A 25,458-nucleotide genomic window follows, 5' to 3' on the forward strand; every position below is an offset into this window, starting at 1 on the left:
AGCACCGATGCCACCCAATGAGAAACACCACCCCGGCGAAGGCCGGGGTGGAGGTAGTGGTAGCGGGTGACTTCATCAGCGCAGCCTGTTCCCCCGCGAAGGCGGGGGTCCAGGAGCCAAGGCAAATAATGGTACCTAGCTGGACCCCCGCGTCCGCGGGGGAACGCCAATTGGGGATAGCGCACGACCGCGGCCAGCTTCAGGCGCCTGCCGTCTCCAGTTTAGCCCGCACCGCCGCCACCGCTTCCGCAGCCTTGTCGCCATCAGGACCACCGCCCTGCGCCATGTCGGGACGGCCGCCACCGCCCTGCCCGCCTAGCGTGGCCACCGCGATCTTGAGCAGGTCGACGGCGTTGTGGCTCGCCACCAGGTCCGCGGTCACGCCAACCGCGACCGAGGCGCGGCCGTCGTTGATCGCGACCAGCATCGCGATGCCGGAGCCGAGACGCTGCTTGGCTTCGTCGACCGCGCCGCGCAGGCCCTTGGCTTCGAAGTCGTTGAGCACCTGGCCAATGAACGCGACGCCGCCGACTTGTTCCGGCCCAGCCGCTTCGCCCGAGCCGCCGCCGCCGAGCGAAAGCGCCTTCTTCGTGTCGGCGAGTTCGCGTTCGAGGCGGCGGCGGTCTTCGAGGAGCGACGCAACACGTGCCGGAACCTCGTCGGGGGTGGACTTCAGGACTGCGGCGGCTTCGCGCAGGCGGTCGTCGCGGCTGGTCAGATACGCGCGCGCCGCTTCGCCGGTGAGCGCTTCGACACGGCGGATGCCGCTGGAGACCGCGCCTTCGCCGACGACCTTGAACAGGCCGATGTCGCCGAGCGCGGTGACGTGCGTGCCGCCGCACAGCTCGATCGAGTAGGTGCCGTCCTCGGTCGAGCCCATCGACACGACGCGGACTTCGTCGCCGTATTTCTCGCCGAACAGCGCCATCGCGCCCATCGCGATCGCGTCGTCGGGGGTCATCAGCAGCGTCGTCACCGCGCCGTTGCCGCGGACCTGCGCGTTCACGTCGGCCTCGACCTGCGCGATGTCGGCGGGGGTCATCGCGACCGGCTGCGAGAAGTCGAACCGCAGGCGATCGGGCGCGACGAGGCTCCCCTTTTGCGCGACGTGCGTGCCGAGGCGTTCGCGCAAGGCCTCGTGCAGGAGGTGCGTCGCGGAGTGGTTGGCTCGGATCTGGGCGCGGCGGGCGACGTCGATCTGGAGCTTGACCGGGTCACCGACCTTGATCTCGCCGGCGTCGACGATCGCGTGGTGGACGAACACGCGGCCGAGTTGCTTCGACGTCTCGGTGACGTTCGCGTGCAGGCCGGCGTCGTTGGAGATGTCCCCCGCATCGCCGACCTGCCCACCGCTCTCGGCGTAGAAGGGCGTCTGGTTGACGACGATCGCGACCGTATCGCCGGTGGTGGCGTGGTCGACGCGCGCGCCGTCCTTAACCAGTGCGACGACCTCGCCCTCGCCGGTATCCGATGCGTAGCCGAGGAATTCCGTCCCGCCAGTCTGCTCGACGATGTCGAACCAGATGTCGTCCGAGGCCTTCGCGCCCGAGCCCTTCCAGGCGGCGCGGGCGGCGCGCTTCTGCTCAGCCATCGCGGTGTCGAAGCCTTCGCGGTCGATCGCGATGTTGCGTTCGCGCAGTGCGTCCTCGGTCAGGTCGTACGGGAAGCCGTAGGTGTCGTAGAGCTTGAACGCGACGTCGCCGGCCAGCGTGCCGTCGGTCATCCCGGTGGTCGCTTCGTCGAGCAGCTTCAGTCCCTTGTCGAGCGTCTGGCGGAAGCGGGTTTCCTCCTGCTGCAACGTCGCCTCGATCAGCGGACGAGCGCGCGACAGTTCGGGATAGGCGGCGCCCATCTCGGTGACGAGCGCGGGGACCAGACGGTGCATCAGCGGCTGCTTGGCGCCGAGGATGTGCGCGTGGCGCATCGCGCGGCGCATGATCCGGCGCAGGACATAGCCGCGGCCCTCGCTCGCGGGCAGCACGCCGTCCGCGATCAGGAAGCCCGCGGTGCGCAGGTGGTCGGCGATCACGCGGTGGCTGGCGGTGTTGGCGCCGTCGGTCGCGGTGTGCGTCAGCGCGCCCGACGCCGCGATCAGCGCCTTGAACGTGTCGGTGTCGTAATTGTCGGTAACGCCCTGCATGACGGCGGCGATGCGCTCGAGCCCCATGCCGGTGTCGATCGACGGCTTCGGCAGGTTGCCGACGATCTCGGCATTCTCCTGCTCGTATTGCATGAACACTAGGTTCCAGATCTCGACGAAGCGATCGCCATCCTCGTCGGGGCTGCCGGGAGGGCCGCCGAAGATGTGGTCGCCGTGGTCGTAGAAGATCTCCGAGCACGGCCCGCACGGCCCGTTGTCGCCCATCGACCAGAAATTGTCCTTGGTCGGGATGCGGATGATGCGGTGGTCGGGGAGGCCGGCGACCTTCTTCCAGAGGTCGAACGCTTCGTCGTCGGTGTGGTAGACGGTGGCGGTCAATTTGCCGGGCGACAGGCCCCATTCGCGCGTGAGCAGCGTCCAGGCGTGGACGATCGCCTGTTCCTTGAAATAATCGCCGAACGAAAAATTGCCGAGCATTTCGAAGAAGGTGTGGTGGCGCGCGGTGTAGCCGACATTGTCGAGATCGTTGTGCTTGCCGCCGGCGCGGACGCATTTCTGCGATGAGGTGGCGGTGGTGTAGGGGCGCGATTCGAGACCGGTGAAGACGTTCTTGAACGGCACCATCCCGGCGTTGACGAACATCAGCGTCGGGTCGTTCTGCGGCACGAGCGGCGCGCTGGGCACGATCTGGTGCCCCTGCGATCCGAAATAGTCGAGGAAGCCGCGGCGGATGTCGTTCGTCGATGTCATGCGCGGGGACTTAGGCGAGCGGGGCGGTTCGCTCAAGGGAGGTGTGTGAGGAGGCTCGGACGTATCCGATTGAAACGAAGCAAGCTTGTTTCCCCGCGAAGGCGCGGATCCAGACTGGGCTCCCGCCTTCGCGGGAGAACAAGGAAGCGGGGGCTGTCGTTCGTTGAGAGCCGCCACTCCGCACCGCCGCCACCCCGGCGAAGGCCGGGGCCCAATTGGAAAGGTGGAAATAACGGAGCGCCGTGCTTCGTTATGCTCGTCCCCCAATTGGGCCCCGGCCTTCGCCGGGGTGGTTGAGATTGGTAGGGCGGTGGAGATCGGCGGGTAGCCAATCATGCACCGCCGCACATGTGCTCGGCATCGGGCAGCGTCCAAGACTCGTCGGTGCGCAGATTGGTGGTCGTGTACCACTTGCCGCGCTGGTCGCCCGGCGGGCAGTGCGTCGGCAGCTTGGCGAGGCAGGTCATCACCCGGTCGCCGACGCGCGCATGCTGGACGGCCGCGACCTGATCATAGGAGACGCCGTAGACGCCGTTCTTCAGGGTGATGCTCGATCCGGAGTCGGGGACTGGACGACCATTGTCTTCGAGACGCTGCGTCACGACGCCAACCGTCGTTAAGGCACACGTGCCGACACGTATCGGCGGACGCGTCGATGTCGCCTTCGGACCGGGCGGCGCGCTGGCCCCGAGCAGCAGGATCATCACGATGGCGGCGTGCGGTTTCATGTCGTCGCTTTCTTCAGAGTGGTGCGTCGATCGACTTCGGCGGCTCGCTGAACCATTTCGGGCCCGCATCGGTCATGTGGAAGCAGTCCTCGATCCGCACGCCGTACTTCCCCGGGATGTAGATGCCCGGCTCATCCGAGAAGCACATCCCTGCCGCAAGCTTGGTCGTCTCGCCGCGGACGAGGTTGACGGGTTCGTGGCCGTCCATGCCGATGCCGTGGCCGGTGCGATGCGACAGGCCGGGGAGCTTGTACCCCGGCCCGTAGCCGAGCGTCTCGTAATGCCGGCGGACCGCGTCGTCGACGCTTCCGGCGGGTGCGCCGATCTTGGCGGCGGCGAACGCGATCTGTTGGCCGCGGGCGACCTGGTCCCACGTCTTGCGCTGGTCGGCGGTTGCCGCGCCGTGGACCCAGGTGCGCGAGATGTCGGACTGGTAGCCCTGCACGGTGCAGCCGCAGTCCATCAGCACGACCTGGCCGTCGGCGACGCGGTGGATCTCGCGGCTGCCGTGCGGATAGGCGGACGCCTCGCCGATCAGCGCGAGCGCGAATTCGGGGGCGCCGCCAAGCTTGCGCGTCGCGGCGTTCATCAACGCGCCGATCTCGGGGCCGGTCATGCCCTTCTCGACGCGCGGCTTGGTCCAGCGATACGCGGCCAGCGTGACCTCGGTCGCGGCCTGCATCAACGCGATCTCGGCGGGGGTCTTGATCATCCGGCAGGCGCGGACGACCGGATCGGCGGAGACAATCCTCACATCGGGTAGCACGCGCTGGAGCCCCGCATAAGCAAAGTACCGCACCTCCGCCTCCAGGCCGATCGGCCGCGCGGCGAGCTTGCGGTCGCGCAGGAAGCCGGCGACGACGGCGAGCGGGTTCTCGTCCTCCTGCCAGACGCGCACCTCGGCGGGGACGGCAAGCGTCTCGCGCACCGACGGTTCCTCGAAGAACGGCGTGACGATGCACGGTTCGCCCTCGACCGGGAGGATCGCCAGCGTCAGCCGCTCGCTCGTGTGCCAGCGGACGCCGGTGAAGTAGATCATCGACGATCCCGGCTCGATCAGCACTGCGCCGATGCCCGCCGCCCTCATCAGCAATTGCGCGCGGACCAGCCGCGCAGCGCGTTCGGTGGCGTCGATCGGCCTGGTCGCGCCGGTGATGTCGGACAGCACAGACAGGTCCGGCTCGGCAGCGCGGAGGATCGCACTGGTCGACAGCAACGGCGCCGCGATGGCGAGGTTCAGCAGGTCGCGGCGCGAGGGGCTGAAGGCGGGCTTGTGGCGTGCGGTCGACATCGCCGCACGATAGGGTCCTTGACCCGGGCGCCGCAATCCCCTTCCCTGTTCGCTATTCTCGGGAGCGATTAATGGCCAAGCGGCTAACCTATTACATCTTGTTCGGCCTCGTCGCGGGGATGGTCGTCGGCTGGATCCTGAACGCGTCGATCGACAATGGCACGGCCGAGTCCGCCGAACGGTTGAAGGACATCGCGGGCTATTTCTCGATCGTGACGACGCTGTTCCTGCGGCTTATCAAGATGATCATCGCTCCGCTGGTGTTCTCGACGCTGGTGGTCGGTATCGCGCATATGGGCGATACCGGCGCGCTTGGCCGCGTTGGTCTCAGGAGCCTTGGCTGGTTCATCTGCGCGAGCCTGTTGTCGCTCACGCTGGGCCTGATCCTCGTCAACGTGTTGCAGCCGGGCGTCGGCCTCGCGCTCGCTATCCCGCCGGCGACCGCGTCGAGCGGCGTCGACCGCGCGGCGTTCGATCTCGCCAAGTTCATCACGCATATCGTCCCCGATTCGATGATCGCGGCGATGGCGGGCAACGAGATCCTCCAGATCGTCGTGTTCTCGGTGTTCGTCGGCGTCGCGATCACCGCGGTCGGCGAGAAGGCCGCGCCGCTGGTCAAGGCGATCGAGGCGCTGGTCGCGGTCATGCTCCAGATCACCAACTACGTGATGCGGTTCGCGCCGTTCGCGGTATTTGCCGCGGTGACCGCGACGCTTGCCGAGCGGGGGCCGACCATCCTCGGCCAGCTCGGCTATTTCATGCTGACCTTCTATATCGGGCTCGCGCTGCTGTGGGCGATGCTGATCGGGATCGCGTTCTTGCTGATCGGGCCGCGGACGCGGTTGCTGGTGCGGTATATTCGCGATCCGTTGATCCTGGCGTTCTCGGCGGCATCGTCGGAGGCGGCGTATCCGCGGACGCTGGAGGCGCTCGACCGGTTCGGCGTGCCGCCGCGGATCGCGAGCTTCGTGCTGCCGCTGGGCTATTCGTTCAATCTCGACGGGTCGATGATGTACATGACGTTCGCGTCGCTGTTCATCGCGCAGGCGTATGGCATCCACATGCCGATCGGGCAGCAGATCGCGATGCTGCTGGTGCTGATGGTGACGTCGAAGGGCATCGCCGGCGTGCCGCGCGCGTCGCTGGTGGTGATCGCGGGGACGTTGTCGATGTTCAAGATTCCGGAGGCCGGGATCCTGCTGATCCTGGCAGTGGATCATTTCCTCGACATGGGGCGCTCGGCGACCAACGTGATCGGCAATGCGGTGGCGGCGACCGTGGTGGCGAAATGGGAGGGCGGGCTCGACGAGCGGGAGCCGGCCGATCGGGACTTTCCGCATGCGCCTACCGGGCATGGGCCGAAGGTGGACGTGGACAGCTACGAGAAGATCGGGCCGGGACAGGTTTGAGATGATTGGCGATGTTGAGCCGATGACGTCTCAAGGATGCGCCTTTACGCTGGCGGTCCACTGAAGAAGTACCCCCCGGCGAAGGCCGGAGTCCAGTTGGGGACGCCGATAATGACCGCCGCGCCCCGTTACTACAACATTTCCAACTGGGCCCCGGCCTTCGCCGGGGTGGTGTTTGGGGAGAGGTCGTCTTCTTAGCCCCGATCTGGTTCCCGACTTGCGCTACTTAGGCGTAGGCGTAGGGGCCGCCTTTCTCGAGTCCTGCCTGATACGCTGGCCGCGCGTGCACCTTCGCCAGCCACGCGATCGTAGCGGGGCGGGACTCGTCGAGGCCGCCGCGGCTGCGGGCGGCTTCGAGGGGGAAGCTCATCATGATGTCGGCGGCGGTCATCTCGCCGCCGGCAAACCAGGGGCGCTGCGACAGTTCGGCTTCGGCGTAGTCGAGGTGGACGTCGATCATCGGCTGGATCTTCTTGACCGCGACCTTGCCCATGATCGGGATGCGCGCGAGGACGAGCTTGAGCAGCAGCGGTGGCATCATCGAACCTTCCGCATAATGAAGCCAGAAGCGGTAGCGGAGCGCGTCGGTGCGGTTGGCGGGGGCGCCTAGCCTGCCGTCGGCCTTGTCGACGAGATATTCGACGATCGCGCCCGTCTCGGCGACCACCTGGCCATCATCTTCGATCACTGGCGACTTACCGAGCGGGTGCACCTGCTTGAGTTCGGGCGGGGCGAGCATCGTTGCCTTGTTCCGCTCGTAGCGCTTGATCTCGTAGGGGAGACCGAGTTCCTCGAGCATCCAGAGGATCCGCTGCGATCGCGAGTTTTCGAGGTGGTGGACGATGATCATGCTGAGCCCCCTGGTTTCAATTCGCCGATTTGCGCGCGGTCCAGATCCAGGCGGCGGCGGGGAATTCCACCGTGTCGCCGTCGCAATACCGTTCGCAGACCTGGGTGAGACGCGCGATGTGGCGCTCGCGTTCCTCTGGAGCAGCGTCGCGGATTGCGGAGGCGGCAGGGCCGATACGGCAGAAATAGTCGACGGCGTCGGCTACGGGATCGGCGCCGTCGCCTGCTTGGTAGGCGAAGGCGATGCGTCGGGGTGAGGGGGTATGCCAGCCTGAGCTTTCCAGGATCGTGGCGACATGGTTCGGATCGGCGAAGGCGAACGGGCCGGGCGTGGTGGAGGTCGGGGAGTGAGCGTCGCCGCCGGTTGCCGTGACGATTTCCGTGGCCCAGCGGTTTGCGGCGCGTTCTGCAAAACAGGAGAAGACGAGCCCGGCGTCGGGGGCGGCGGCTTCGGCCAATATGGTGAAGGCGGCGATCGGGTCGGCGAAGAACATGACGCCGTGGCGCGAGACGTAGAGGTCTGTCGGGGCGTGGTGCGGGGCGGCGACGGTGATGTCGGCGCAGTCGAAGCGAGCGTTGGACTGGGTTTCGTCGCGGTGTCTGGCGATCTCTATCAGGGTTGGCGAGAGATCGATGCCGGTTACGGTTGCGTTCGGAAGGGCTTGCGCGGTGGCGAGTGAGGTCGCGCCGGCGCCACAGCCTATGTCAATGATCTTGCGGATTTGGGGAGCGGCGGCGGCCAGGATCGCTGCGTTGAGGTGCGGCGTCAGTTTGGTGAAGCTGCGGTCGGTTCGGCGCCATTCTTCGGCCCAGACATCCCCTATTCTGCCGGTCCAGTCATAGGCTGTGGTCATGGGGTTGTGGTGCCTCATGGTTTGATCGGGGGCGGCGGTTTAGAGTGAAGTATAGGAAGTATAGATGCTCGCGTGGGTTTGGCGTTGAGGTAGTTGGAGGTGTCGCCGGGGTCGTTGCGTTGCTTTGTGCGCCCGTCTGCATCCTTGTTTCCCCGCGAAGGCGGGGATCCAGACTGGGCCCCCGCCTTCGCGGGAGAATAATGGGGTGATGCCGTCCGGTAGAAGCCGCCACCCCGGCGGAGGCCGGGGCCCAGTTGAGGAACCGTCGTAACGAAAGATCGCGCTTCGTTATTACCACCTTTCCAACTGGGCCCCGGCCTTCGCCGGGGTGGTGTGTTGGGGCGGTGCGGTGCGGTGCGGTGCGGTGCGGTGCGATGCCTATGTAGAGATTCTCGCCGGCGCAAAGCCGAGGCTGACGCCGATCCAAGCCCGATGCCGCCACGCCCCCTGCACGATCAACCACGTGCCCTCACCCTCCCATTGCGAGAGCAATGGGCCCCTCCCTCTCCCCGGAGGGAGAGGGGTAAAGGTTTTATGCGTCGTCGCCTTCTTCGGGGCCGGCCATCATTTCCTCGGCGACCTTGTCCGTGCGCGCGCGGATCTGCTTTTCGAGGCGGTCGGCGGTTTCAGGGTTGTCCTTGAGGAAGGTCTTCGAGTTCTCACGGCCCTGGCCGAGGCGGACGCTGTCGTAGCTGAACCAGGCGCCGGACTTCTCAACCAAGCCCGCCTTCACGCCAAGATCGAGAATCTCGCCGAGCTTTGAAACGCCCTGCCCGTACATGATGTCAAACTCGACCTGCTTGAACGGCGGGGCGACCTTGTTCTTGACGACCTTGACGCGCGTCTGGTTGCCGGTGACCTCTTCGCCGGCCTTGATCGCACCGATGCGGCGGATGTCGAGGCGGACCGAGGCGTAGAACTTCAGCGCGTTGCCGCCGGTCGTCGTCTCCGGGTTGCCGTACATGACGCCGATCTTCATGCGGAGCTGGTTGATGAAGATCACCATGCAGCGCGAGCGGCTGATCGAGCCGGTGAGCTTGCGCAGCGACTGCGACATCAGGCGTGCCTGCAGACCGACATGGCTGTCGCCCATCTCGCCCTCGATTTCGGCACGCGGCACGAGGGCTGCGACCGAGTCGACCACCAGCACGTCGATCGCGTTCGAGCGGACCAGCGTGTCGACGATCTCGAGCGCCTGCTCGCCGGTGTCGGGCTGCGATACGATCAGTTCGTCGATGTTGACGCCGAGCTTCTTGGCGTAGACCGGGTCGAGCGCGTGCTCGGCATCGACGAATGCCGCGGTGCCGCCACCCTTCTGCGCTTCGGCGATCACGTGGAGCGCGAGCGTGGTCTTGCCTGAGCTTTCCGGACCGTAGATCTCGATCACGCGACCGCGCGGCAGGCCGCCGACGCCGAGTGCGATGTCGAGACCGAGCGAGCCGGTCGAGATAACCTCGACCTGCATGGTCTCCTTCGAGCCTAGGCGCATCGCCGAGCCCTTGCCGAACGCGCGGTCGATCTGCGCGAGCGCGGCGTCGAGCGCCTTCTGGCGGTCGTTGGTTGCGGTTGCCATGCCGGTGTCGATCACTTTCAGATTAGCGGCCATTGATAAGCTCCCATCGCTAAAGCAAGCGCGCGTGCCATTCAACGCGTCAAACACCATGTATTCTCTTTGTTCTTTTGGAACAAGTGGGGAACGTCGGTTTGTGCAGAAAAGGGTTGGAGTTTGGTTGCGGGCGCGCGGGCCCTATACGCGGCACCGCAAGATTTGGCCGCATCGATATGTGACCGGTCGTCATCACCGCGCAGGCGGGGATCTATAAGCTCAAGGGCTAGCGATCCTGTTGCGACACCAGCCGGTATGGGTTCCCGCCTCCGCGGGGATGACGGGAAAGGCGACGACTTTTGATCGAGATCCGCTCAGTCTTTGTTGGGGATCGGGCTTATTCGGGATCGCATTTGATCAGGCGAGCGTCGTTGCGAGGGTCCACCAACCGCGGGCTTTTGCGGCGGTGGCGGCGGCGTCTCTGGCCTCGAGGGTTTCGAACAGGGCGAAGCAGGTGGCGCCCGAGCCGGACATTCTCGCCAGGAGGACGCCGTGCGCTGCGTCGAGAAGGGTGCGCACTTCCGCGATTTCGGGGGCGAGCGCTAGCGCGGGGGGCTCGAGGTCGTTGCGGCCTTCGAGGGCGCGAGCGAGGAGGTCACCTTCGGGGATCGGGCCTCGGTCCTTGCCGTCCCAGGTTTTGAAGACAGCGGCGGTGGAGACGGCGACGCCGGGGTTCACGAGGAGCAGTGGCGTGCCCGACAGGCCTTCGAGCGTGGTAAGGGTGTCGCCCTTGCCGGTGCCGAGCGTGGTGCGGTTGGCGAGGCAGGCGGGGACGTCTGCGCCGAGCTTTGCGGCGATGACGTGGAGGCGGGGGTCGGTTGGGGGTACGCCGTGGAGTCGGGCTAGCGCTCGGAGGGTGGCCGCGGCGTCGGCTGATCCTCCGCCTATGCCCGAGGCGATCGGGAGGTGCTTTTCGAGAGTTATGGCGTGGTGGGTGTTCGGAGCGAATGCGGTGGTGAAGGCGTCTGCGGCGGCGGTTACGAGATTGCCGTTCCAAGGGGCGCTGCCTTGGGTGGCGTTGGGCGAGCCGTGCGCGTCTTCACTGTCCGTTCCCAATTGTGCCCCGGCCTTCGCCGGGGGGGTGTTGGGGGTTGGGAGGAGTGCGACGGCGAAGGGGCCAGTTATGGTGAAGCTATTGGTTTGGGCGGCTTCTACCGTGATTAGGTCGCCGTCGGTGGCGAAGGCGAAGAGGGTTTCGAGGTCGTGATAGCCGTCGGCGCGGCGGCGGCGGACGTGGAGGGCCAGATTGATCTTGGCGGGCGCGGATTCGGTTATGGCGGGCATTGCGGGGTCTCGAGGTTTTGGGCGGACTTGGCCGGCGTCCGGCGTTGTGCATCGGCTTAGCCACAAAACATCCGTCATCCCAGCGGAGGCCGGGATATCGTGGTTTGGCGGGCAGCGCGTGCCTCGTGGGATACCCCAGCTTTCGCTGGGGCGACGGGACCGGGGGACGGGGGACGGCTTTTTGGGGTGGTTTTGTGGTTGGCTTTCGAGGCAGTTCAGCCGCTCAAAGACCGTCATCCCAGCGCAGGCTGGGATCTCGTGGTTTGGCGGGCGTCGCGTGCCTCGTGGGATACCCCAGCTTTCGCTGGGGTGACGGTTTTTGGGTAGTGTGGGGTCGTTCCCTTTCCCGGTGGGGCAGGAATTTAGCGGCGAGCGTTGACCGGAAGGCCGTTGGCGATCTTTGCGGTTATGCGTGCGGTATCGGCTGGTTCGGCGGTGAGGAGCGCCGCGCGCCAGGCGTAGCGGGCTTCGTAGTTTCGGCCTGTGCTCCAGTACGCGTCGCCTAGGTGATCGGATATTTCGGCGTTGGTGGGTTCGGCCTGCGCGGCGGTTTCGAGCAGCGGGAGCGCGCGCGCGGTGTTGCCCGAGAGGTGATAGGCCCAGCCCAGCGAGTCGGTGATCGAGGCGTTGGTCGGGTCGAGGCGGGTGGCGCGTTCGAGCAACCGGATCGAGGCGGGGATGTCGTCGCTGTGCTCGACTTGCGCGAAGCCCAGATAGTTGAGCGCGAGCGGTTGCGCAGGGCCGCGGGCGACAGCTTTTTCCAAAGCGTCGCGCGCTTCGGGCCAGCGGCCGGCTTGGTCGAGCGCACCACCATATTGCAGCCAAGCCCCCCAGGTGCCGCCCTTGTCACCGTCGGCGGCGATAATGCGCTGGTACCAGGTGGCGGCTTCGGCGGGGTTGCCGGTGGTCAGCAGCAAGTCCGCATAGCGTTGCCAGTCGGCGGCATCCGCGCCCTTTTGGTCGGCGCGATTCTTGGCTGCAGCGAGCGCTTCGCCGTCGCGATCGGCGTTCGACAGGATGTCGATGCGCTCGGCGGCGGCGGCCCCGGCGGACGGGCCCTTCGGGTCGATCTCGTCGAGGACCGCGAGCGCCCGGTCGACGACCTTGTTGCGGGCGAGCGCGTCGGCGAGGAGGATGCGCGCGCCGTCATAGCGGGGGTCGGCGCGCAGCGCGGCCTGCGTCAGCGCGATCGACAGCGGCGAGGGTTCGCCGGCGGCGAGGTCGCTGGCGAGGCGAGCAAGCAGGCGCGACACGCCGATCGCGAGCGGTTGCTTGGCCGGCGCCGCGGCGATCAGCACGCGCGTTTCGGTGGCGAAGCGGTTGGCGACGGGGTCCTTCGCGGCGGTGGCGAGCGACGGTTCGGGGTCGCGACCCTCGGCGTGCGCGACCCAGGCGTAGAGCGAGGGCGCGAGCACCACGAGAGGACCGGTGGCGAGCGTGGCGATGGCGGCGCTCGCGGCCTTGGTGTCGCCCTGTCGCGCGGCATCGGCGAGCGGGAGAAGCGCGGCGTCGGCGGGGGCTACGCCGGCCTTGCCTAGCACCGCGGCGGCGCGCGTCGCGAGCGGCATGTTGCCGGCCTCCAGCGCCTCGCGGTAGGCGCGGATCGCGACGATGGGATCGTCGGGCGATGCCGCCAGCACCTTGGCATAGCTGGCGGCGGCGAGGTCCGGCCTGCCCGCGGCGTCGGCCGCGCGGGCCTTCAGATAGGCGGAGAGATCACCGGTCCCGGCCGTGGCAGGCGCTGCCAGGACGAGACCGAGTGCGAAGAATACGGGCTTACATGTTGGGATAATTGGGGCCTCCGCCGCCCTCGGGTACGACCCAGTTGATGTTCTGGGTGGGGTCCTTGATGTCGCAGGTCTTGCAGTGGACGCAGTTCTGCGCGTTGATGACGAACTTGGGATCGCCCTCTTCGACGCCGACCACCTCGTAAACGCCGGCCGGGCAATAGCGTTGCGCTGGCTCGTCATACATCGGCAGGTTGTACGTAATCGGTACCGCCGGGTCCTTGAGCGTCAGGTGGACCGGCTGGTCCTCCTCGTGGTTGGTGTTCGAGATGAACACCGACGAGAGGCGATCGAAGGTGAGGACGCCATCGGCCTTCGGATACACCGGCTTCTTGACCTGGTCCTTGCGCCACAGGCTCTCGTTGTCGGGATGATGGCCCATCGTGAAGGGCATCTTGATCCCGAAATGCTCGAGCCACATCGTCACGCCAGCTAGCCCAGAGCCGACGAGGTCGCCGAACTTCTTGACCAGCGGCACGACGTTGCGGACGACCGACAGTTCCTTCTTGAGCCACGATGCGTCGAAGGCCTCGGGATAGGCGACCAGTTCGTCATGGCTGCGCTGTGACACGATCGCCTCCGCTGCGGCGTCCGCGGCCATCATGCCCGACTTCATAGCGCCATGCGTACCCTTGAGTCGCGGCACGTTGAGGAAGCCCGCCGAGCAGCCGATCAGCGCGCCGCCTGGGAAGACGAGCTTGGGAATCGACTGCAAGCCGCCGTCGTTGATCGCGCGCGCGCCGTAAGACACGCGCTTGCCGCCCTTGAGGATCGCGGCGATCTCGGGGTGCGTCTTCCACTTCTGCATTTCCTGGAAGGGCGACGCATAGGGATTGGAATAGTTGAGCCATGTCACGAAGCCGAGCGATACCTGCCCGTTCGCCTGATGATACAGCCAGCTGCCGCCGTTTGCATCGTCGCCGAGTGGCCAGCCCTGCGTATGGATGACGCGGCCCGGGCTGTGGAGCGCGGGATCGATATCCCAGAGCTCCTTGATGCCCAGGCCGTAGACCTGCGGCTGGCTGTCCTTGGCGAGATCGAACTGGCGGATGATCTCCTTCGAAAGATGACCGCGCACGCCCTCCGCAAAGAACGTGTATTTGGCATGGAGTTCGAGGCCCGGCGTGTAGTCCGACTTGTGCGTCCCATCGCGCGCGACGCCCATGTCGCCAGTCGCTACGCCCTTCACCGAGCCATCGTCGTTGAACAGGATTTCCGCGGCGGCAAACCCTGGGAAGATCTCGACGCCGAGTTCCTCCGCCTTGCCCGCGAGCCAGCGGCAGAGGTTGCCAAGGCTGCCGGTGTAGGTGCCCTTGTTGTGCATGAACGGCGGGGTCAGGAATTCGGGAAGCTCGCGCTTGCCCTTTTCGGTCAGGATCCAGTGATGGTTCTCGGTCACCGGCACTTCGGCAAGCGGGCAGCCGTCCTCGCGCCAGGTCGGCAGCAGCTCGTCGAGACTCTTCGGATCGATGACCGCGCCGGACAGGATATGCGCGCCGACTTCGGAGCCCTTTTCGAGCACGCAGACGCTGATCTCGGCGTCCTTCTCGACCGCCAATTGTTTGAGACGGATCGCTGCCGAAAGCCCCGCCGGACCTGCGCCGACGATCACCACATCATAGGGCATCGATTCACGTGTCGTCATCATCGTCTCCCGGGGGATGTCCCCTCTAGCCCAGTCTATCCGCCCCTGCCCTTCGTTCGGGCTCGGGCCGGCACCGTCTTATCCAATATGGCGATTGCGCGAGTTGACCGCCACGTCAACCGTGCAGCATAGGTTACCGCGTGGGGGCGGACCAAACCATCGACTGGCGAAATGCTGCGGCGAGTGCGCTCGACTGGTGGCACGAGGCTGGTGTCGACATGCTGGTCGACGACGCGCCGCGCGACTGGTTTGCGGCGCCTGAACCGCTTGTCGTGCCCGCCGTGGCGCCTGCCGCACCGGCCGTGGCACCGTCTGCGATGCCGCATTTGCTGGCCGACTTCCTCAACTGGCGAAGTGGTGCGGAGGTTCCCGAGGCGGACTGGAGCGGGGTTTCGCTGTCGGCCGTGGGCCCCGCTGACGCTACGGTCATGGTGCTTGTCGATTGCCCGGACCGCGACGACGGAGATGCGGGTGCGTTGCTGAGTGGCGCTTCTGGACGGTTGCTCGACAAGATGCTTGCGGCGATCGGTCTGACGCGTGACGAAGTGCACCTTGCGGCGGTCTGCGCCAAGCGGCCGACCGCGGGGCGGATCCAGAGCGAAGTCGAGGAGCGGCTCGCGGAAATCGCCAAGCATCACATCGGCCTGGTCGCCCCCAAGCAGTTGCTTCTGCTGGGCAATGCGGCGAGCCGTGCGATCCTCGGGACGGAATTACAGGCGGCGCGCGGGCGTTTACACGGGTTTAACCATAAGACCGGAGAAACGAGCGTAGTCGCGAGCTTTCATCCGCGGTTCCTGATCGAGAAGCCGGCGGCCAAGGCCGAGGCCTGGAAGGATTTGCAGATGCTGATGCGCGGACAGACGCAAGAGGGTGTGAGATGATTCGGACTCTAGCTATCGTTCTGGGGCTGAGCGCCCTTCCCTTCCCAGCTCTGGCAGCGACCGTAGCCGGCGAGCCTAGCGGCGACGCCCGGCTCGGGACGACGAAGTTGGTCGGCGCGCCGACGCTGGAGCAGATCCCCGACCAGCTCGATGCGGGCCAGCGCGAGGCGTACAAGACGGTGTTCGCGGCGATCCGCGACGGCAAGTGGACCGACGCGCAGATCCAGCTCGACACGATGAAGCCCGGCCCGCTGCACGCGATCGCGCGCGCCGAAATGTATACGGCGAAGGGATCGCCCAGGGTCGAGATGGAGCCGCTGGTCGCGCTGCTCAACGAAGCGCTCGAGCTGCCCGAGGCCGAGCAGATTGCGCGGCTCGCGTCGATGCGCGGTGCGGTTGGCCTGCCCCCCTTGCCGGTCGCACAGCGACTGATCTGGCAGGACGGCGCGCCGCGTCGCGTCCGCGCGAAGAGCCTGAAGGGCGACATGATCGCCGCCGATCTCGCGCTGAAAATGCAGCCTTACGTCAAGGCCGATATGGGCCGCGAAGCGCAGTCCCTGTTGGAGAGCACGCCCGGTCTTACCCCGGAGGCGCTGACCGAATGGCAGCAGAAGATCGCGTGGATCTATTTCTTGCAAGGCGACGATGTGAACGCGCGGGTCATGGCGACCAAGGCGCAGGACGGCGTCGGCGACTGGGCGGTCCAGGGCCGCTGGGTCAATGCACTGTCGGCGTGGCGGCAGAATGATTGTGCGAATGCCGAGAGCGGGTTCGAGGGCGTCGCAGCGCGTGCGGGCGACGTCGATCTGCGTGCGGCGGCTTTGTATTGGGCGTCGCGTGCCGACATGGTGTGCTCGCGTCCCGACAAGATCGAGGGTCGCCTAAAGGCGGCGGCGCAGTTCAGCGAGAGCTTTTATGGCCAGCTCGCGCGCCAGCAGCTCGCGATGAAGGACAAGGGCAATTCGGTCGGCGGACTGGTCGCAAGCGACTGGCAAGTGGTCGGCAAGCGTCCGAACGTCCGCGTCGCCGCAGCGCTGGTCGAGGTCGGCGAGACCGACCTGGCCGATACCGTTATCCGTCAGCAGGCCAAGATCGGCGACCCGCGCGAATTCGGCAATCTGGTCCGTATCTCCGAAGCGCTGAGCCTGCCCGCGACCACCGTCTTCCTTGCGCATAATTGTCCGCAAGGGGTCACGTCGACTGCCGAGGCGCGCTATCCGACGCCGAACTGGACGCCGGACAGCGGCTGGCACATCGACAAGGCGCTGGTCTACGCGCACACGCTCGAGGAATCGCGGTTCCGCAACACCGTGAAGAGCCCGGCCGGCGCGTATGGCCTGATGCAGATCATGCCCGCCGCCGCGACAGATTTCGCGCGCGAGCGTGGCACCTCGATCGACATGAAGGCGCTGACCAAGCCATCGACCAACATGGACATCGGCCAGCGCCATCTGGAGCGGCTGCGCGATATGGCGGGCGTGACCGGGGGCCTGCTGCCCAAGGTGATCGCGGCGTATAACGCGGGGCCGCGCCCGGTCGGCGACTGGAACGCGATCGTCCATGATAACGGCGATCCGCTGATGTATATCGAGAGCATCCCGTACTGGGAGACGCGCGGTTACGTCACAACCGTGCTGCGCAACTACTGGATGTACGAGGCACAGGGCGGCAAGAAGGCGTCGGTCAGCCGTAATGCACTGGCGCAGGGCATGTGGCCGCGCTTCCCCGGCCTGCCCGGCGCGACCGCAGTGCGGATGGCTGCCAAGCCATATACGCAATACCGTGCCAGCACGGCGCCCTTGAACGCTACCGTCGCAGTGAATGCCAGCGTCGGGCCGCAGTCCACCACCGTCACGCGCGCGGACTGAGTTTCATGCCGATCGACGAAAGCCGGACGTTCCTACCGGTGCGGATTGCCGTGCTGACCGTGTCGGACACGCGCGGCCTTGCCGAGGATCGCTCGGGCGATACACTGGTCGCGCGGCTGACCGAAGCCGGACACGTGCTCGCCGATCGCCGGATCGAGAAAGACGATGTCGAGACGATCGTCTCGCGTCTCCACGCCTGGATCGGTGATCCCGAGATCGATTGCATCATAACCACCGGCGGCACCGGCGTGACGGGGCGTGACGTGACGCCCGAGGCCGTGGAGCAGGTCGCCGAGAAGATGATTCCCGGCTTCGGCGAACTCTTCCGCATGCTCAGCTACCAGACGATCGGCACGTCGACGGTCCAGTCGCGCGCGTGCGCCTGCGTGTCGCATGGCACGTATATCTTCGCGCTGCCGGGCTCGACCGGGGCGGTGAAGGACGGTTGGGACGGCATCCTGCGCGACCAGCTCGACAGCCGCCACCGGCCCTGCAACTTCGTCGAGCTGATGCCGCGGTTGCTGGAACGCTGAAAGCGCCAATGTCCCGTACGGCACGCCAGATCATGGTACGGCGCACAGAGCGGTCATTTCCGTAGCGCGACACGGCAATCGCGAAACGCCTCGCAAATTCAACGAGTTACACCTCGTGTAGCACCGTATTAGTAAACTGGCACACTCGGTGCATTGGTCGTCCTGTAACCCGATCGGGTTGCGACACCAACGATCCGAAGGACGCCATCATGCCATCGCTCATCCTGAACAGCTTCATCGCCGCCGCCGTTCTCGTCACCGCCGCGCCGAGCCTCGCGGCCGGGTCGCAGCCGACGACGAAGCTGAAATACGATGCGAAGATGCAGAAATATTGCGTGACCGATCCGGCCGTCACCGGCAGCCACCTTCAGAACAGAACGTGCAAGACGGCGGCGCAGTGGAGCGCCGCGGGGCTCGACATGCCGAAGACCACGATGGTGGCGGCGACGCCTTCGGAAACTATCATCGCGCTGAAGTGATACGTTACGGTGCGGGCTCGAGGATCCTCCCCCGCCAGGGGGGAGGATCGCACGATGCTAGACCCGCGCTAGGCGTATCGGCGGGATCAGTTCGCCAGCAAACGCTCGGCAAACGCACGGACACCCGGGCCGATATCGTCGCGCGACAGGGCGATCGCCAGATTGGCCTGGATATACCCGCCCTTGTCGCCGCAATCGTAGCGCTGGCCATCGAAGGTGAAGCCGTGGAACGGCTGGTTGCCGATCAGCTGCGCCATCGCGTCGGTCAGCTGGATCTCGCCACCCGCGCCCTTCTCCTGCGTCTCCAGGATCCGCATCACCTCGGGCTGGAGGATGTAGCGGCCGGGAATCATCAGGTTCGACGGCGCGGTGCCCTGCTTGGGCTTCTCGACCAGCGCGGTGACTTCGGTCAGTCGGCCGTCGATCGCGCCCGGCGAGATGATGCCGTATTTGTCGGTTTCCGAATCAGGCACTTCGAGCGCACCGATGACGTTGCCGCCGACCTTATTATACGCCTCGACCATCTGCTTCATGAAGCCAGGCTTGCCGACCATGAGTTCGTCGGGGAGCAGCACCGCAAACGGCTCGTCACCGACGATCTCGCGCGCGCACCATACCGCATGGCCAAGGCCAAGCGGCTCCTGCTGGCGGACATAGACCGGCGAACCCGGCTTCATCCGAATATGGCTGATCGCATCGAGCGACTTGCCGCGCGCGCGCATCGTATCCTCAAGCTCGTACGAAATATCGAAATGATCTTCGAGCGCACCCTTTCCGCGGCCGGTCACGAAGATGATCTGCTCGATACCAGCCTCAAGGGCTTCCTCTACCGCATATTGAATCAGCGGCTTGTCGACGACGGTCAGCATTTCTTTCGGCATCGCCTTCGTGGCGGGCAAAAAGCGGGTGCCAAGTCCAGCCACCGGAAATACAGCCTTGCGCAGTGGCTTTATAGTCATTCTGAACTCCAGGATTATAGTCGGATCGGCAATCTTTCCGGCGTGTTTATCGGTCGTTACGGATCAGTGCAAATCGGGCTGACCAATCGATCAAACGTCACGGCCGGTTAGCGCGTCATTAAACGCGATGCGCTACGAAGGTTCCATGTCCAAAATTCTCGTCATATTCGGCACGCGTCCCGAAGCGATCAAACTCTTCCCGGTTATCCGTGCCTTGGCTGAAGACCAGAGCCTGTCGGTGCGCACCTGCGTCACGGCGCAGCATCGCGGGTTGCTTGATCAGGTGTTGGCGATCGCCGATCTCGCGCCCGATATCGACCTCGATCTGATGGAGCCCGGCCAGTCGCTCGATCGCCTGACCGCGCGGCTGCTGACGGGGATCGGCGAGGTGATGGACGCTGAACGACCCGACCTCGTCATCGTCCAGGGCGACACGGCCACCGCGATGACCGGTGCGCTTGCCGCCTATTACCGCAAGGTCCCGGTCGCGCATGTCGAGGCCGGCTTGCGCTCAGGCGATATCTACCACCCCTGGCCAGAGGAAGTGAACCGCCGGATCGTCGCACCGATCGCCGCGCTGCATCTCGCACCGACCGAGACGTCGGCCGAGGCGTTGCGCCGCGAGACGATCGCGCCCAACACGATCCACGTCACCGGCAACACCGTGATCGACGCGCTGCACTGGACCAGCGCCAAGGTCGCCGCCGACCCATCGCTCGCCGCCGGGCTGGACGCGATTGCCGCACGCTTTGCGGGAAAGCGGATCGTCCTGGTGACGACGCACCGCCGCGAGAATTTCGGTGACGGGATGGCGGCGATCGCCCGCGCGATCGGACGGATCGCGGAACGCGACGACGTCGCCGTTCTCTTCCCGGTCCACCCCAACCCCAACGTCGTTTCGGTGATGGACGAAATTCTCGGCGATCGCGCGAACGTCGCCCGGATCGAGCCGCTCGATTACCCGCATTTCGTCCGGGCGCTCGGCATGGCCGACATCGTGCTGACCGATTCGGGCGGCGTACAGGAAGAGGCGCCCGCGCTGGGCAAACCGGTGCTGGTGATGCGCGAGACGACCGAACGGCCCGAAGGCGTCGCCGCCGGCACGGCCCGTCTGATCGGAACCGACGAGACGCGAATCGTTGCCGAAATCTTCACGCTGCTCGACGACAAGGCCGCGTATGCGACGATGGCGCGTGCGCACAATCCGTTCGGCGACGGCCACGCCGCCGCGCGTATCGCCGCCATCGTCACGAACTTCATCGCGCCGGGGATCGTTCTCGGAGACGCATCCGAGATGGCAAAGGGACAGGACACGCATGCTGACCGAGACTGAACTCACCGTCGTCGTCATGGGCCTGGGCTATATCGGGCTCCCGACTGCTGCGGTGATCGCGCGCACCGGCGCGCGCGTACTCGGCGTCGACGTAACCGAATCGGTGGTCGAGACGATCAACTCGGGGCGCGTGCATATCGAGGAGGTCGATCTCGATGGGCTCGTCTCCGGCGTCGTCGCGCGGGGAACGCTGCGCGCCTCGACGACGATCGAACCCGCGGACGTGTTCGTCATTGCGGTACCAACGCCGTTCGACGACGATCATGCACCCGACATCGGCTATGTCCTGAATGCCGCGACGACGATCGCCGGCGTGCTGAAACCGGGTGACACGATCATCCTCGAATCGACCTCGCCGGTCGGCACCACCGAACAGGTCCGCGATCTGCTGGCGACGTTGCGTCCCGACATCCGCGTTCCCGGCCGCGCCGGCGAACAGGCGGATATCGCGATCGCCTATTGCCCCGAGCGGGTCCTGCCCGGCCGCATCCTGGTCGAATTGATCGACAATGATCGCGTCATCGGCGGGATTACGCCACGCTGCGCGCGCAAAGCTCTCACCTTCTACCGGCGCTTCGTCCGTGGCGCGTGCGTCACCACCACCGCACGGGCGGCCGAAATGACGAAGTTGACGGAGAATGCGTTTCGCGACGTCAACATCGCCTTTGCCAACGAATTGTCACTGATCGCCGACACGATGGGGGTCGATGTGTGGGAGGTGATCCGTCTCGCCAATCGCCATCCGCGCGTGAACATCCTTCAGCCGGGGCCGGGCGTCGGCGGGCATTGCATCGCGGTCGATCCCTGGTTCCTCGTCCACGCCGCCCCCGACCAGACCCCGCTGATCCGGACCGCACGCGAGGTAAACGACGGCAAAACCGACCACGTCATCGCGCAGGTGGCGGCATTGGTAGAATCGATGCCCGGCGCGCCGGTGGCGTGCCTCGGCCTCGCCTTCAAAGCGAACATCGACGATTTCCGAGAAAGCCCTGCGCTGAAAGTCGCGCAAGCCGTCGCGGACGCCTTTGGCGACCGCGTCCGGATCGTCGAGCCCTATGCCAGGACCCTGCCCGCAGCGCTTGCCGCTACCGGTGCGACCTTGATCGACGTCGATACCGCGATCGAGACCTGCCCGATCATGGTCGTGCTGGTCGATCACGACGTCTTCAAATCGATTCCGCTCGAGGAGCGCGCCGACAAGGCGGTGCTCGACACGCGCGGGATCTGGCCCGACCAGCCGCGATCGATCGTCAGCGCAACGGCACGTCCCGCGTCGCGACGACCGGCGGGATGATCGGCCGGACCGGGTTGGCCGCGATCGCCTGCGCGACGGCTTCGAGCGCGTTGGCGCGCGCCTTGGACGAGGCATGCGTACGGCTGCGAAAAAGTCCGCCATCGACCGCGCCCCCCTTGTCCCGCCAGAATTTCGGCGCGGACATCGGGTCGAACCCGGCATTGGCGAGCAGATAGATTCCGAGCAGGTCGGCCTGATCCTCGGTTTCGCGGATGAGGCGGCCATTGCGACCGAGCTCAGCCAGCAATCCACGATTGATCTTCGCCGCGTCGAGCCGACTCCGGTGACGCAGGATGTTGTGCGCGAGTTCGTGCGAGACGACGACCGCGATCTCGGCATCGGTATAGCCTTCGAAGAAGCGCTCGCCGATCTGGACCACCGAACCGTCTGCGCTGGCATCGAGACCGCTGCCGAGCAGAATCTCGAAGCGCGATCGGCAGCCTGCGACCGGAGTCACGGCGATCGCGTGACGCTGCCCCTTGCGCAGCACGGTCAGGCGCAGCGGCTGCCGCAGCGGAGCCTCGGCGATCGCCGCCTCGGCGCGATCCCGAGCCGCGGCATTCTCCGGCGCGTTCGCGGCCGGTAGTCCGGGCAGCGCAGTCTCGCCGATCGCGACCAGCGAATCGTTCGCGGCAATACCTGCACGATCCGCCGGCGCACCCGCCACCACCGCCTCGACGCCGATCAGCGATTCGAATCCAAAGACCGCCGTCGCGGTCGCGCGTGCCGCCGGGGCATATTGGCTAAGCGCATGAATTGGCATGCCGATCTGTGGCTGTAGCCTGTCGCAAAGCGGCGCATTGGCCGTCGTCAGGCGATAGGCGATCGTCGCCAGGCGGAGATCCGCAACCCGCAACGCATCAAAAAATGCAGGTGCGAGAGGGGGCTCCTTGGCAGGCGCCGCCGCGGTCAGCAGGAGAAGCGGCATCAGCCGGGTGATGAGGGTCATGATCGGGCAATAGCCGCGTTCGCCCGACACGTCATGCCTCCACCATATGATGGCCAACGGATCGGCGAGCGTATGTTGCGACCCGACGCGTTACCCCGTATGCGCGGCGCTTTCCCGGTATTGCCGTTCGATACCGTCCTCCACACATTGTCGGCATCATGATTTCCAAGCTTTTCAAGTCGCGTACCGCCGCAAAAGCCCCCACATCCTTTGTGCCAGAAGGGCAGCGGATCTATGCCGTTGGCGACATTCATGGCTGCGTCGATCTGCTCGACGAACTGATTGCGCTGATCGATACGGACGATGCCCAACGCGGGCCCGCCGATACAACGCTGATCTTCCTCGGCGACATCGTCGATCGTGGTCCGGCGTCCGCTGCCGTGGTCGAGCGCTTGCGTGGCTTGGCCGAGACCCGCGGGACGGTGCGGTTTCTACTCGGGAATCACGAGGAAATCTTTCTCGGGGCGCTCGACGGCGAACCCAAGGCGCTGCGCTTGTTTTGCCGGATCGGCGGACGCGAGACCATGTTGAGCTACGGCATGGACGCCGCCGAATATGAACGGCTGGATTATGAAGAACTCGTCCAGCGCCTCGGCGACCTCGTCCCTCCGGAGCACCGCGACTTCATGAGCGCGTTCGAGGACATGATCGTGATCGGCGATTACGCGTTCGTGCACGCTGGTGTGCGCCCCGACGCGCCGCTGGATCGGCAGCGGCCTTCCGATCTCCGATGGATCCGCGATCCGTTTCTCGATCACCGAAACAAGCTCGAGAAGATCATCGTTCATGGTCATACGATGACGGACGACGTCGAGCATAGGAACCATCGGATCGGCGTCGATACGGGTGCGTACGCGTCCGGCAAGCTGACCGCACTGGGTTTGGAAGGCGGCGAAACGTGGCAGGTGCAGACGACGGGGTGGCGTGCCCCCGATGCGCCGTCCTAGCTTCTGGCGAAGCGCCTGTCGTTTTGGCGGAAATTTACGGCAACGAGGGCGATACGCCCCTTTCTCCGACCTTCGGCAACGGCTATGCACACCGGAAGGCAGATGCATGTTGCACTGCCGCAACAGTACGGGACACTTCGGTTTCGTACCAGTTACCGCGGTTGCCTTGCGGTTGGTTTCGTGCCAATTGCGGGGCGACGAGCACAAAGGGAGTTCATCATGCGTCTTGGGAAGTACATCCTGACCGCAGCAGCAGCCACGATGGCAGTTGCTCCGGCCATGGCAGCACCGGCAAGCCAGCCGGTTCGTTCGGGTTCGGTTTCGGCTGACAAGAACGAGCTGGCAGGCGGCGGCGTTATCGTCGCAATCCTGGCAGCGGCAGCAGTCGTAGCCGGGATCGTCATCGTTGCAGACAACGACGACAACTCGGACAGCAACTAAGTCTAACGACTTCGTTGAAGGAAATAGCGGTCTTCGGGCCGCTATTTTTTTGTCTATGGTCCATTGCTGCCTGACGATTTGCGATACCGCGCTGTACACCCAGGCTGAGTGCGCCAAGGCGTCATGCATCGAGGCTGGGAGATTCGCGCGATGGACGAACTGACGCTCGGCGTGGTCGGCATCGACTTCGCCAACACGGATCGCAGCAAGAGCAACCGGCGGATGGAGTTGCTGCTCTGCATCCCCGGCGAACCGATCGATCTGCGGCGCGAACCCAAGAACCCGCACGACGCCAACGCGGTCGCGGTGTTCAGCGTACGCGGCGTCCAGATGGGCTATCTCTCCGCCGAACGCGCTCCGCTGATCGGCCGGCGAATGCAACAGGAAGAGCACGTCGTCGTGTTCCAGGCGCTGGTCGGCAGCATGGGCTATGTCCGGATCCGCTTCGGCGACGGTGCGCCGACGCTACCGGATCTTGTGGAAGGAGAGCTCGCGGCCCGGTCACGCAGTCGCGCCGCGCCCTTCGATCCGGACGCGTTCTATCCTGATCCCGAAGGCCCGGAGTGGGGGGCGTGAACTCCTGATCCTCCCCCCGCGGAGATATCTGGTACTTGCCGGACGGAGGGGGCACACAACAGAGGTCGTCGCCCCCTCCGTCGCTACGCGCCACCTCCCCCTGGCGGGGGAGGATCACCAATCGCCTTAAATCCCCTGTGCAGTAACCACTCGCCCGGTCGCTTCGAGATCGCGCGTCAGGTCGGCGAGGCAGCGGTCGACCAGCGCCTCGTCCGAACTCCGCACCACGAAGTTCGCGCCCGTCTTCCCATCGCGGAAGAACGGATAGCTGCCGATCGCGACGCCCTCGAGCGCCTTCTCGGCGTCGCGCAGGATGTCGGCGACCTCGCTCTCCGCGACCCAGCAGCCGATCGTCTTCGACACAACCGGGCGGCCGCCCTCGAGCGTTCCGGTCAGCGCGTCTAGCATCCCCGCGGTGATATGCGGCACGCCCGCCATGATGAAGATGTTGCCAATCCTGATCCCCGGCGCGCCCGACACCTTGTTGTCGATCAGGTCCGCGCCGACCGGCACCCGCGCCATCCTCGCGCGCGCTTCGGTCAACCCGCCGCGCGTCGCATAATATTCCTCGAGCACCGCCATCGCACGCGGATGATGCTCGACCGCAACGCCGAGCGCCTCGGCGATCGCGTCCACCGTGATGTCGTCGTGAGTCGGCCCGATCCCGCCGGTCGTGAACAGGTAATCGTTGCGCGCGCGCAAAATGTTGACCGCCTCGACGATCGCCTCGGTCTTGTCGGCGACCACGCGCACCTCGGCGAGGCGGATGCCCTGCACGTTGAGCCAGGCCGCGATCTGCGCGACGTTCTTGTCTTGCGTGCGGCCCGACAGGATCTCGTCGCCGATGATCGTCAGCGCGGCCGTCCAGATGCGTTCCTCTACCATGCCCCTCGC

General features: G+C 65.8%; 22 protein-coding genes. 10 read left to right on the forward strand and 12 right to left on the reverse strand.

Going from position 1 to position 25,458, the window contains the following annotated elements:
• Window positions 1–199 precede the first annotated feature (199 nt).
• The 3 genes from alaS to U1763_RS11120 form a co-directional block, all read right to left on the reverse strand.
• Window positions 200–2,851, reverse strand: coding sequence for an alanine--tRNA ligase (gene alaS / locus U1763_RS11110; protein WP_332755263.1), 2,652 nt, complete (start codon window positions 2,849–2,851; stop codon window positions 200–202).
• Between the two features lie 332 nt (window positions 2,852–3,183).
• Window positions 3,184–3,579 carry a hypothetical protein gene (locus U1763_RS11115; RefSeq protein ID WP_332755264.1) on the reverse strand — a complete coding sequence of 132 codons (396 nt, stop codon included), beginning with the start codon at window positions 3,577–3,579 and terminating at the stop codon, window positions 3,184–3,186.
• Between the two features lie 13 nt (window positions 3,580–3,592).
• On the reverse strand, window positions 3,593–4,870 hold the full coding sequence (locus U1763_RS11120) for a M24 family metallopeptidase (protein WP_332755265.1): 1,278 nt from the start codon (window positions 4,868–4,870) through the stop codon (window positions 3,593–3,595).
• A gap of 71 nt (window positions 4,871–4,941) precedes the next feature.
• On the opposite strand from U1763_RS11120, the gene U1763_RS11125 reads away from it, so the two are divergent.
• Window positions 4,942–6,279: a dicarboxylate/amino acid:cation symporter gene (locus tag U1763_RS11125; protein WP_332755266.1), complete on the forward strand. Its 1,338-nt coding sequence runs from the start codon at window positions 4,942–4,944 to the stop codon at window positions 6,277–6,279.
• A gap of 226 nt (window positions 6,280–6,505) precedes the next feature.
• Here the strand turns inward: U1763_RS11125 and U1763_RS11130 are convergent, their stop codons facing one another.
• The 6 genes from U1763_RS11130 to U1763_RS11155 all read right to left on the reverse strand — a co-directional run bounded on the left by U1763_RS11130 (window position 6,506) and on the right by U1763_RS11155 (window position 14,304).
• On the reverse strand, window positions 6,506–7,129 hold the full coding sequence (locus tag U1763_RS11130; protein ID WP_132897708.1) for a glutathione S-transferase family protein: 624 nt from the start codon (window positions 7,127–7,129) through the stop codon (window positions 6,506–6,508).
• Window positions 7,130–7,145: 16 nt separating this feature from the next.
• On the reverse strand, window positions 7,146–7,982 hold the full coding sequence (locus tag U1763_RS11135) for a class I SAM-dependent methyltransferase (RefSeq protein ID WP_332755267.1): 837 nt from the start codon (window positions 7,980–7,982) through the stop codon (window positions 7,146–7,148).
• 532 nt (window positions 7,983–8,514) lie between these two features.
• Complete coding sequence (gene recA, locus U1763_RS11140; RefSeq protein WP_056047175.1) at window positions 8,515–9,588, reverse strand: recombinase RecA; 1,074 nt, start codon at window positions 9,586–9,588, stop codon at window positions 8,515–8,517.
• A gap of 357 nt (window positions 9,589–9,945) precedes the next feature.
• Window positions 9,946–10,872 (reverse strand): 4-(cytidine 5'-diphospho)-2-C-methyl-D-erythritol kinase, encoded by a 927-nt coding sequence (locus U1763_RS11145; protein ID WP_332755268.1) that lies wholly within the window; start codon window positions 10,870–10,872, stop codon window positions 9,946–9,948.
• A gap of 362 nt (window positions 10,873–11,234) precedes the next feature.
• Entirely contained in the window at window positions 11,235–12,512 is a 1,278-nt protein-coding gene (locus U1763_RS11150) for a tetratricopeptide repeat protein (protein ID WP_332755269.1), read from the reverse strand.
• Between the two features lie 136 nt (window positions 12,513–12,648).
• On the reverse strand, window positions 12,649–14,304 hold the full coding sequence (locus U1763_RS11155; protein ID WP_332755270.1) for an electron transfer flavoprotein-ubiquinone oxidoreductase: 1,656 nt from the start codon (window positions 14,302–14,304) through the stop codon (window positions 12,649–12,651).
• Between the two features lie 140 nt (window positions 14,305–14,444).
• Between U1763_RS11155 and U1763_RS11160 the strand changes: the two genes are divergently transcribed.
• The 4 genes from U1763_RS11160 to U1763_RS11175 all read left to right on the forward strand — a co-directional run bounded on the left by U1763_RS11160 (window position 14,445) and on the right by U1763_RS11175 (window position 18,065).
• Window positions 14,445–15,185: a uracil-DNA glycosylase gene (locus tag U1763_RS11160; RefSeq protein ID WP_332755271.1), complete on the forward strand. Its 741-nt coding sequence runs from the start codon at window positions 14,445–14,447 to the stop codon at window positions 15,183–15,185.
• Complete coding sequence (locus tag U1763_RS11165) at window positions 15,182–17,053, forward strand: lytic transglycosylase domain-containing protein (RefSeq protein ID WP_332755272.1); 1,872 nt, start codon at window positions 15,182–15,184, stop codon at window positions 17,051–17,053. Before U1763_RS11160 ends, U1763_RS11165 begins: the two co-directional genes overlap by 4 nt.
• A 5-nt stretch (window positions 17,054–17,058) precedes the next feature.
• The gene (moaB, locus tag U1763_RS11170; protein ID WP_132739064.1) at window positions 17,059–17,586 is read left to right on the forward strand and encodes a molybdenum cofactor biosynthesis protein B; all 528 of its coding nucleotides are present in this window, start codon (window positions 17,059–17,061) and stop codon (window positions 17,584–17,586) included.
• 209 nt (window positions 17,587–17,795) lie between these two features.
• Window positions 17,796–18,065: a hypothetical protein gene (locus U1763_RS11175; protein WP_332755273.1), complete on the forward strand. Its 270-nt coding sequence runs from the start codon at window positions 17,796–17,798 to the stop codon at window positions 18,063–18,065.
• A gap of 86 nt (window positions 18,066–18,151) precedes the next feature.
• Here the strand turns inward: U1763_RS11175 and galU are convergent, their stop codons facing one another.
• Window positions 18,152–19,024, reverse strand: coding sequence for a UTP--glucose-1-phosphate uridylyltransferase GalU (gene galU, locus U1763_RS11180; RefSeq protein ID WP_132739070.1), 873 nt, complete (start codon window positions 19,022–19,024; stop codon window positions 18,152–18,154).
• 145 nt (window positions 19,025–19,169) lie between these two features.
• Here galU and wecB point away from each other — a divergent pair, with 145 nt between their 5' ends.
• On the forward strand, window positions 19,170–20,357 hold the full coding sequence (gene wecB / locus U1763_RS11185; RefSeq protein WP_332755274.1) for a non-hydrolyzing UDP-N-acetylglucosamine 2-epimerase: 1,188 nt from the start codon (window positions 19,170–19,172) through the stop codon (window positions 20,355–20,357).
• Complete coding sequence (wecC, locus tag U1763_RS11190) at window positions 20,341–21,651, forward strand: UDP-N-acetyl-D-mannosamine dehydrogenase (protein ID WP_332755275.1); 1,311 nt, start codon at window positions 20,341–20,343, stop codon at window positions 21,649–21,651. Before wecB ends, wecC begins: the two co-directional genes overlap by 17 nt.
• Here wecC and U1763_RS11195 read toward each other — a convergent pair.
• Entirely contained in the window at window positions 21,608–22,600 is a 993-nt protein-coding gene (locus tag U1763_RS11195; protein WP_165886530.1) for a M48 family metallopeptidase, read from the reverse strand. The genes wecC and U1763_RS11195 overlap by 44 nt on opposite strands.
• A 158-nt stretch (window positions 22,601–22,758) precedes the next feature.
• On the opposite strand from U1763_RS11195, the gene U1763_RS11200 reads away from it, so the two are divergent.
• From U1763_RS11200 to U1763_RS11210, 3 genes are all read left to right on the forward strand, one after another.
• Window positions 22,759–23,547: a metallophosphoesterase family protein gene (locus U1763_RS11200; protein WP_132739621.1), complete on the forward strand. Its 789-nt coding sequence runs from the start codon at window positions 22,759–22,761 to the stop codon at window positions 23,545–23,547.
• Window positions 23,548–23,766: 219 nt separating this feature from the next.
• A complete protein-coding gene (locus U1763_RS11205; protein ID WP_207894160.1) occupies window positions 23,767–23,988 on the forward strand; it encodes a hypothetical protein in 222 nt (73 codons plus the stop codon).
• Window positions 23,989–24,138: 150 nt separating this feature from the next.
• On the forward strand, window positions 24,139–24,564 hold the full coding sequence (locus U1763_RS11210) for an HIRAN domain-containing protein (RefSeq protein ID WP_332755276.1): 426 nt from the start codon (window positions 24,139–24,141) through the stop codon (window positions 24,562–24,564).
• Between the two features lie 126 nt (window positions 24,565–24,690).
• On the opposite strand, the gene U1763_RS11215 is transcribed toward U1763_RS11210, so the two are convergent.
• A complete protein-coding gene (locus tag U1763_RS11215) occupies window positions 24,691–25,449 on the reverse strand; it encodes a competence/damage-inducible protein A (protein ID WP_332755277.1) in 759 nt (252 codons plus the stop codon).
• Window positions 25,450–25,458 lie beyond the last annotated feature (9 nt).

The sequence above is a fragment of the Sphingomonas sorbitolis genome, from assembly GCF_036663875.1.
Lineage (GTDB): Bacteria > Pseudomonadota > Alphaproteobacteria > Sphingomonadales > Sphingomonadaceae > Sphingomonas.

Excerpts from the sequence above, each read along its gene's own strand:
- alaS (WP_332755263.1), bottom strand. The coding sequence starts at position 2,851 with ATGACATCGACGAACGACATCCGCCGCGGCTTCCTCGACTATTTCGGA.
- U1763_RS11115 (WP_332755264.1), bottom strand. The coding sequence starts at position 3,579 with ATGAAACCGCACGCCGCCATCGTGATGATCCTGCTGCTCGGGGCCAGC.
- U1763_RS11120 (WP_332755265.1), bottom strand. The coding sequence starts at position 4,870 with ATGTCGACCGCACGCCACAAGCCCGCCTTCAGCCCCTCGCGCCGCGAC.
- U1763_RS11125 (WP_332755266.1), top strand. The coding sequence starts at position 4,942 with ATGGCCAAGCGGCTAACCTATTACATCTTGTTCGGCCTCGTCGCGGGG.
- U1763_RS11130 (WP_132897708.1), bottom strand. The coding sequence starts at position 7,129 with ATGATCATCGTCCACCACCTCGAAAACTCGCGATCGCAGCGGATCCTC.
- U1763_RS11135 (WP_332755267.1), bottom strand. The coding sequence starts at position 7,982 with ATGACCACAGCCTATGACTGGACCGGCAGAATAGGGGATGTCTGGGCC.
- recA (WP_056047175.1), bottom strand. The coding sequence starts at position 9,588 with ATGGCCGCTAATCTGAAAGTGATCGACACCGGCATGGCAACCGCAACC.
- U1763_RS11145 (WP_332755268.1), bottom strand. The coding sequence starts at position 10,872 with ATGCCCGCCATAACCGAATCCGCGCCCGCCAAGATCAATCTGGCCCTC.
- U1763_RS11155 (WP_332755270.1), bottom strand. The coding sequence starts at position 14,304 with ATGACGACACGTGAATCGATGCCCTATGATGTGGTGATCGTCGGCGCA.
- U1763_RS11165 (WP_332755272.1), top strand. The coding sequence starts at position 15,182 with ATGATTCGGACTCTAGCTATCGTTCTGGGGCTGAGCGCCCTTCCCTTC.
- moaB (WP_132739064.1), top strand. The coding sequence starts at position 17,059 with ATGCCGATCGACGAAAGCCGGACGTTCCTACCGGTGCGGATTGCCGTG.
- U1763_RS11175 (WP_332755273.1), top strand. The coding sequence starts at position 17,796 with ATGCCATCGCTCATCCTGAACAGCTTCATCGCCGCCGCCGTTCTCGTC.
- galU (WP_132739070.1), bottom strand. The coding sequence starts at position 19,024 with ATGACTATAAAGCCACTGCGCAAGGCTGTATTTCCGGTGGCTGGACTT.
- wecB (WP_332755274.1), top strand. The coding sequence starts at position 19,170 with ATGTCCAAAATTCTCGTCATATTCGGCACGCGTCCCGAAGCGATCAAA.
- wecC (WP_332755275.1), top strand. The coding sequence starts at position 20,341 with ATGCTGACCGAGACTGAACTCACCGTCGTCGTCATGGGCCTGGGCTAT.
- U1763_RS11195 (WP_165886530.1), bottom strand. The coding sequence starts at position 22,600 with ATGACCCTCATCACCCGGCTGATGCCGCTTCTCCTGCTGACCGCGGCG.
- U1763_RS11200 (WP_132739621.1), top strand. The coding sequence starts at position 22,759 with ATGATTTCCAAGCTTTTCAAGTCGCGTACCGCCGCAAAAGCCCCCACA.
- U1763_RS11205 (WP_207894160.1), top strand. The coding sequence starts at position 23,767 with ATGCGTCTTGGGAAGTACATCCTGACCGCAGCAGCAGCCACGATGGCA.
- U1763_RS11210 (WP_332755276.1), top strand. The coding sequence starts at position 24,139 with ATGGACGAACTGACGCTCGGCGTGGTCGGCATCGACTTCGCCAACACG.
- U1763_RS11215 (WP_332755277.1), bottom strand. The coding sequence starts at position 25,449 with ATGGTAGAGGAACGCATCTGGACGGCCGCGCTGACGATCATCGGCGAC.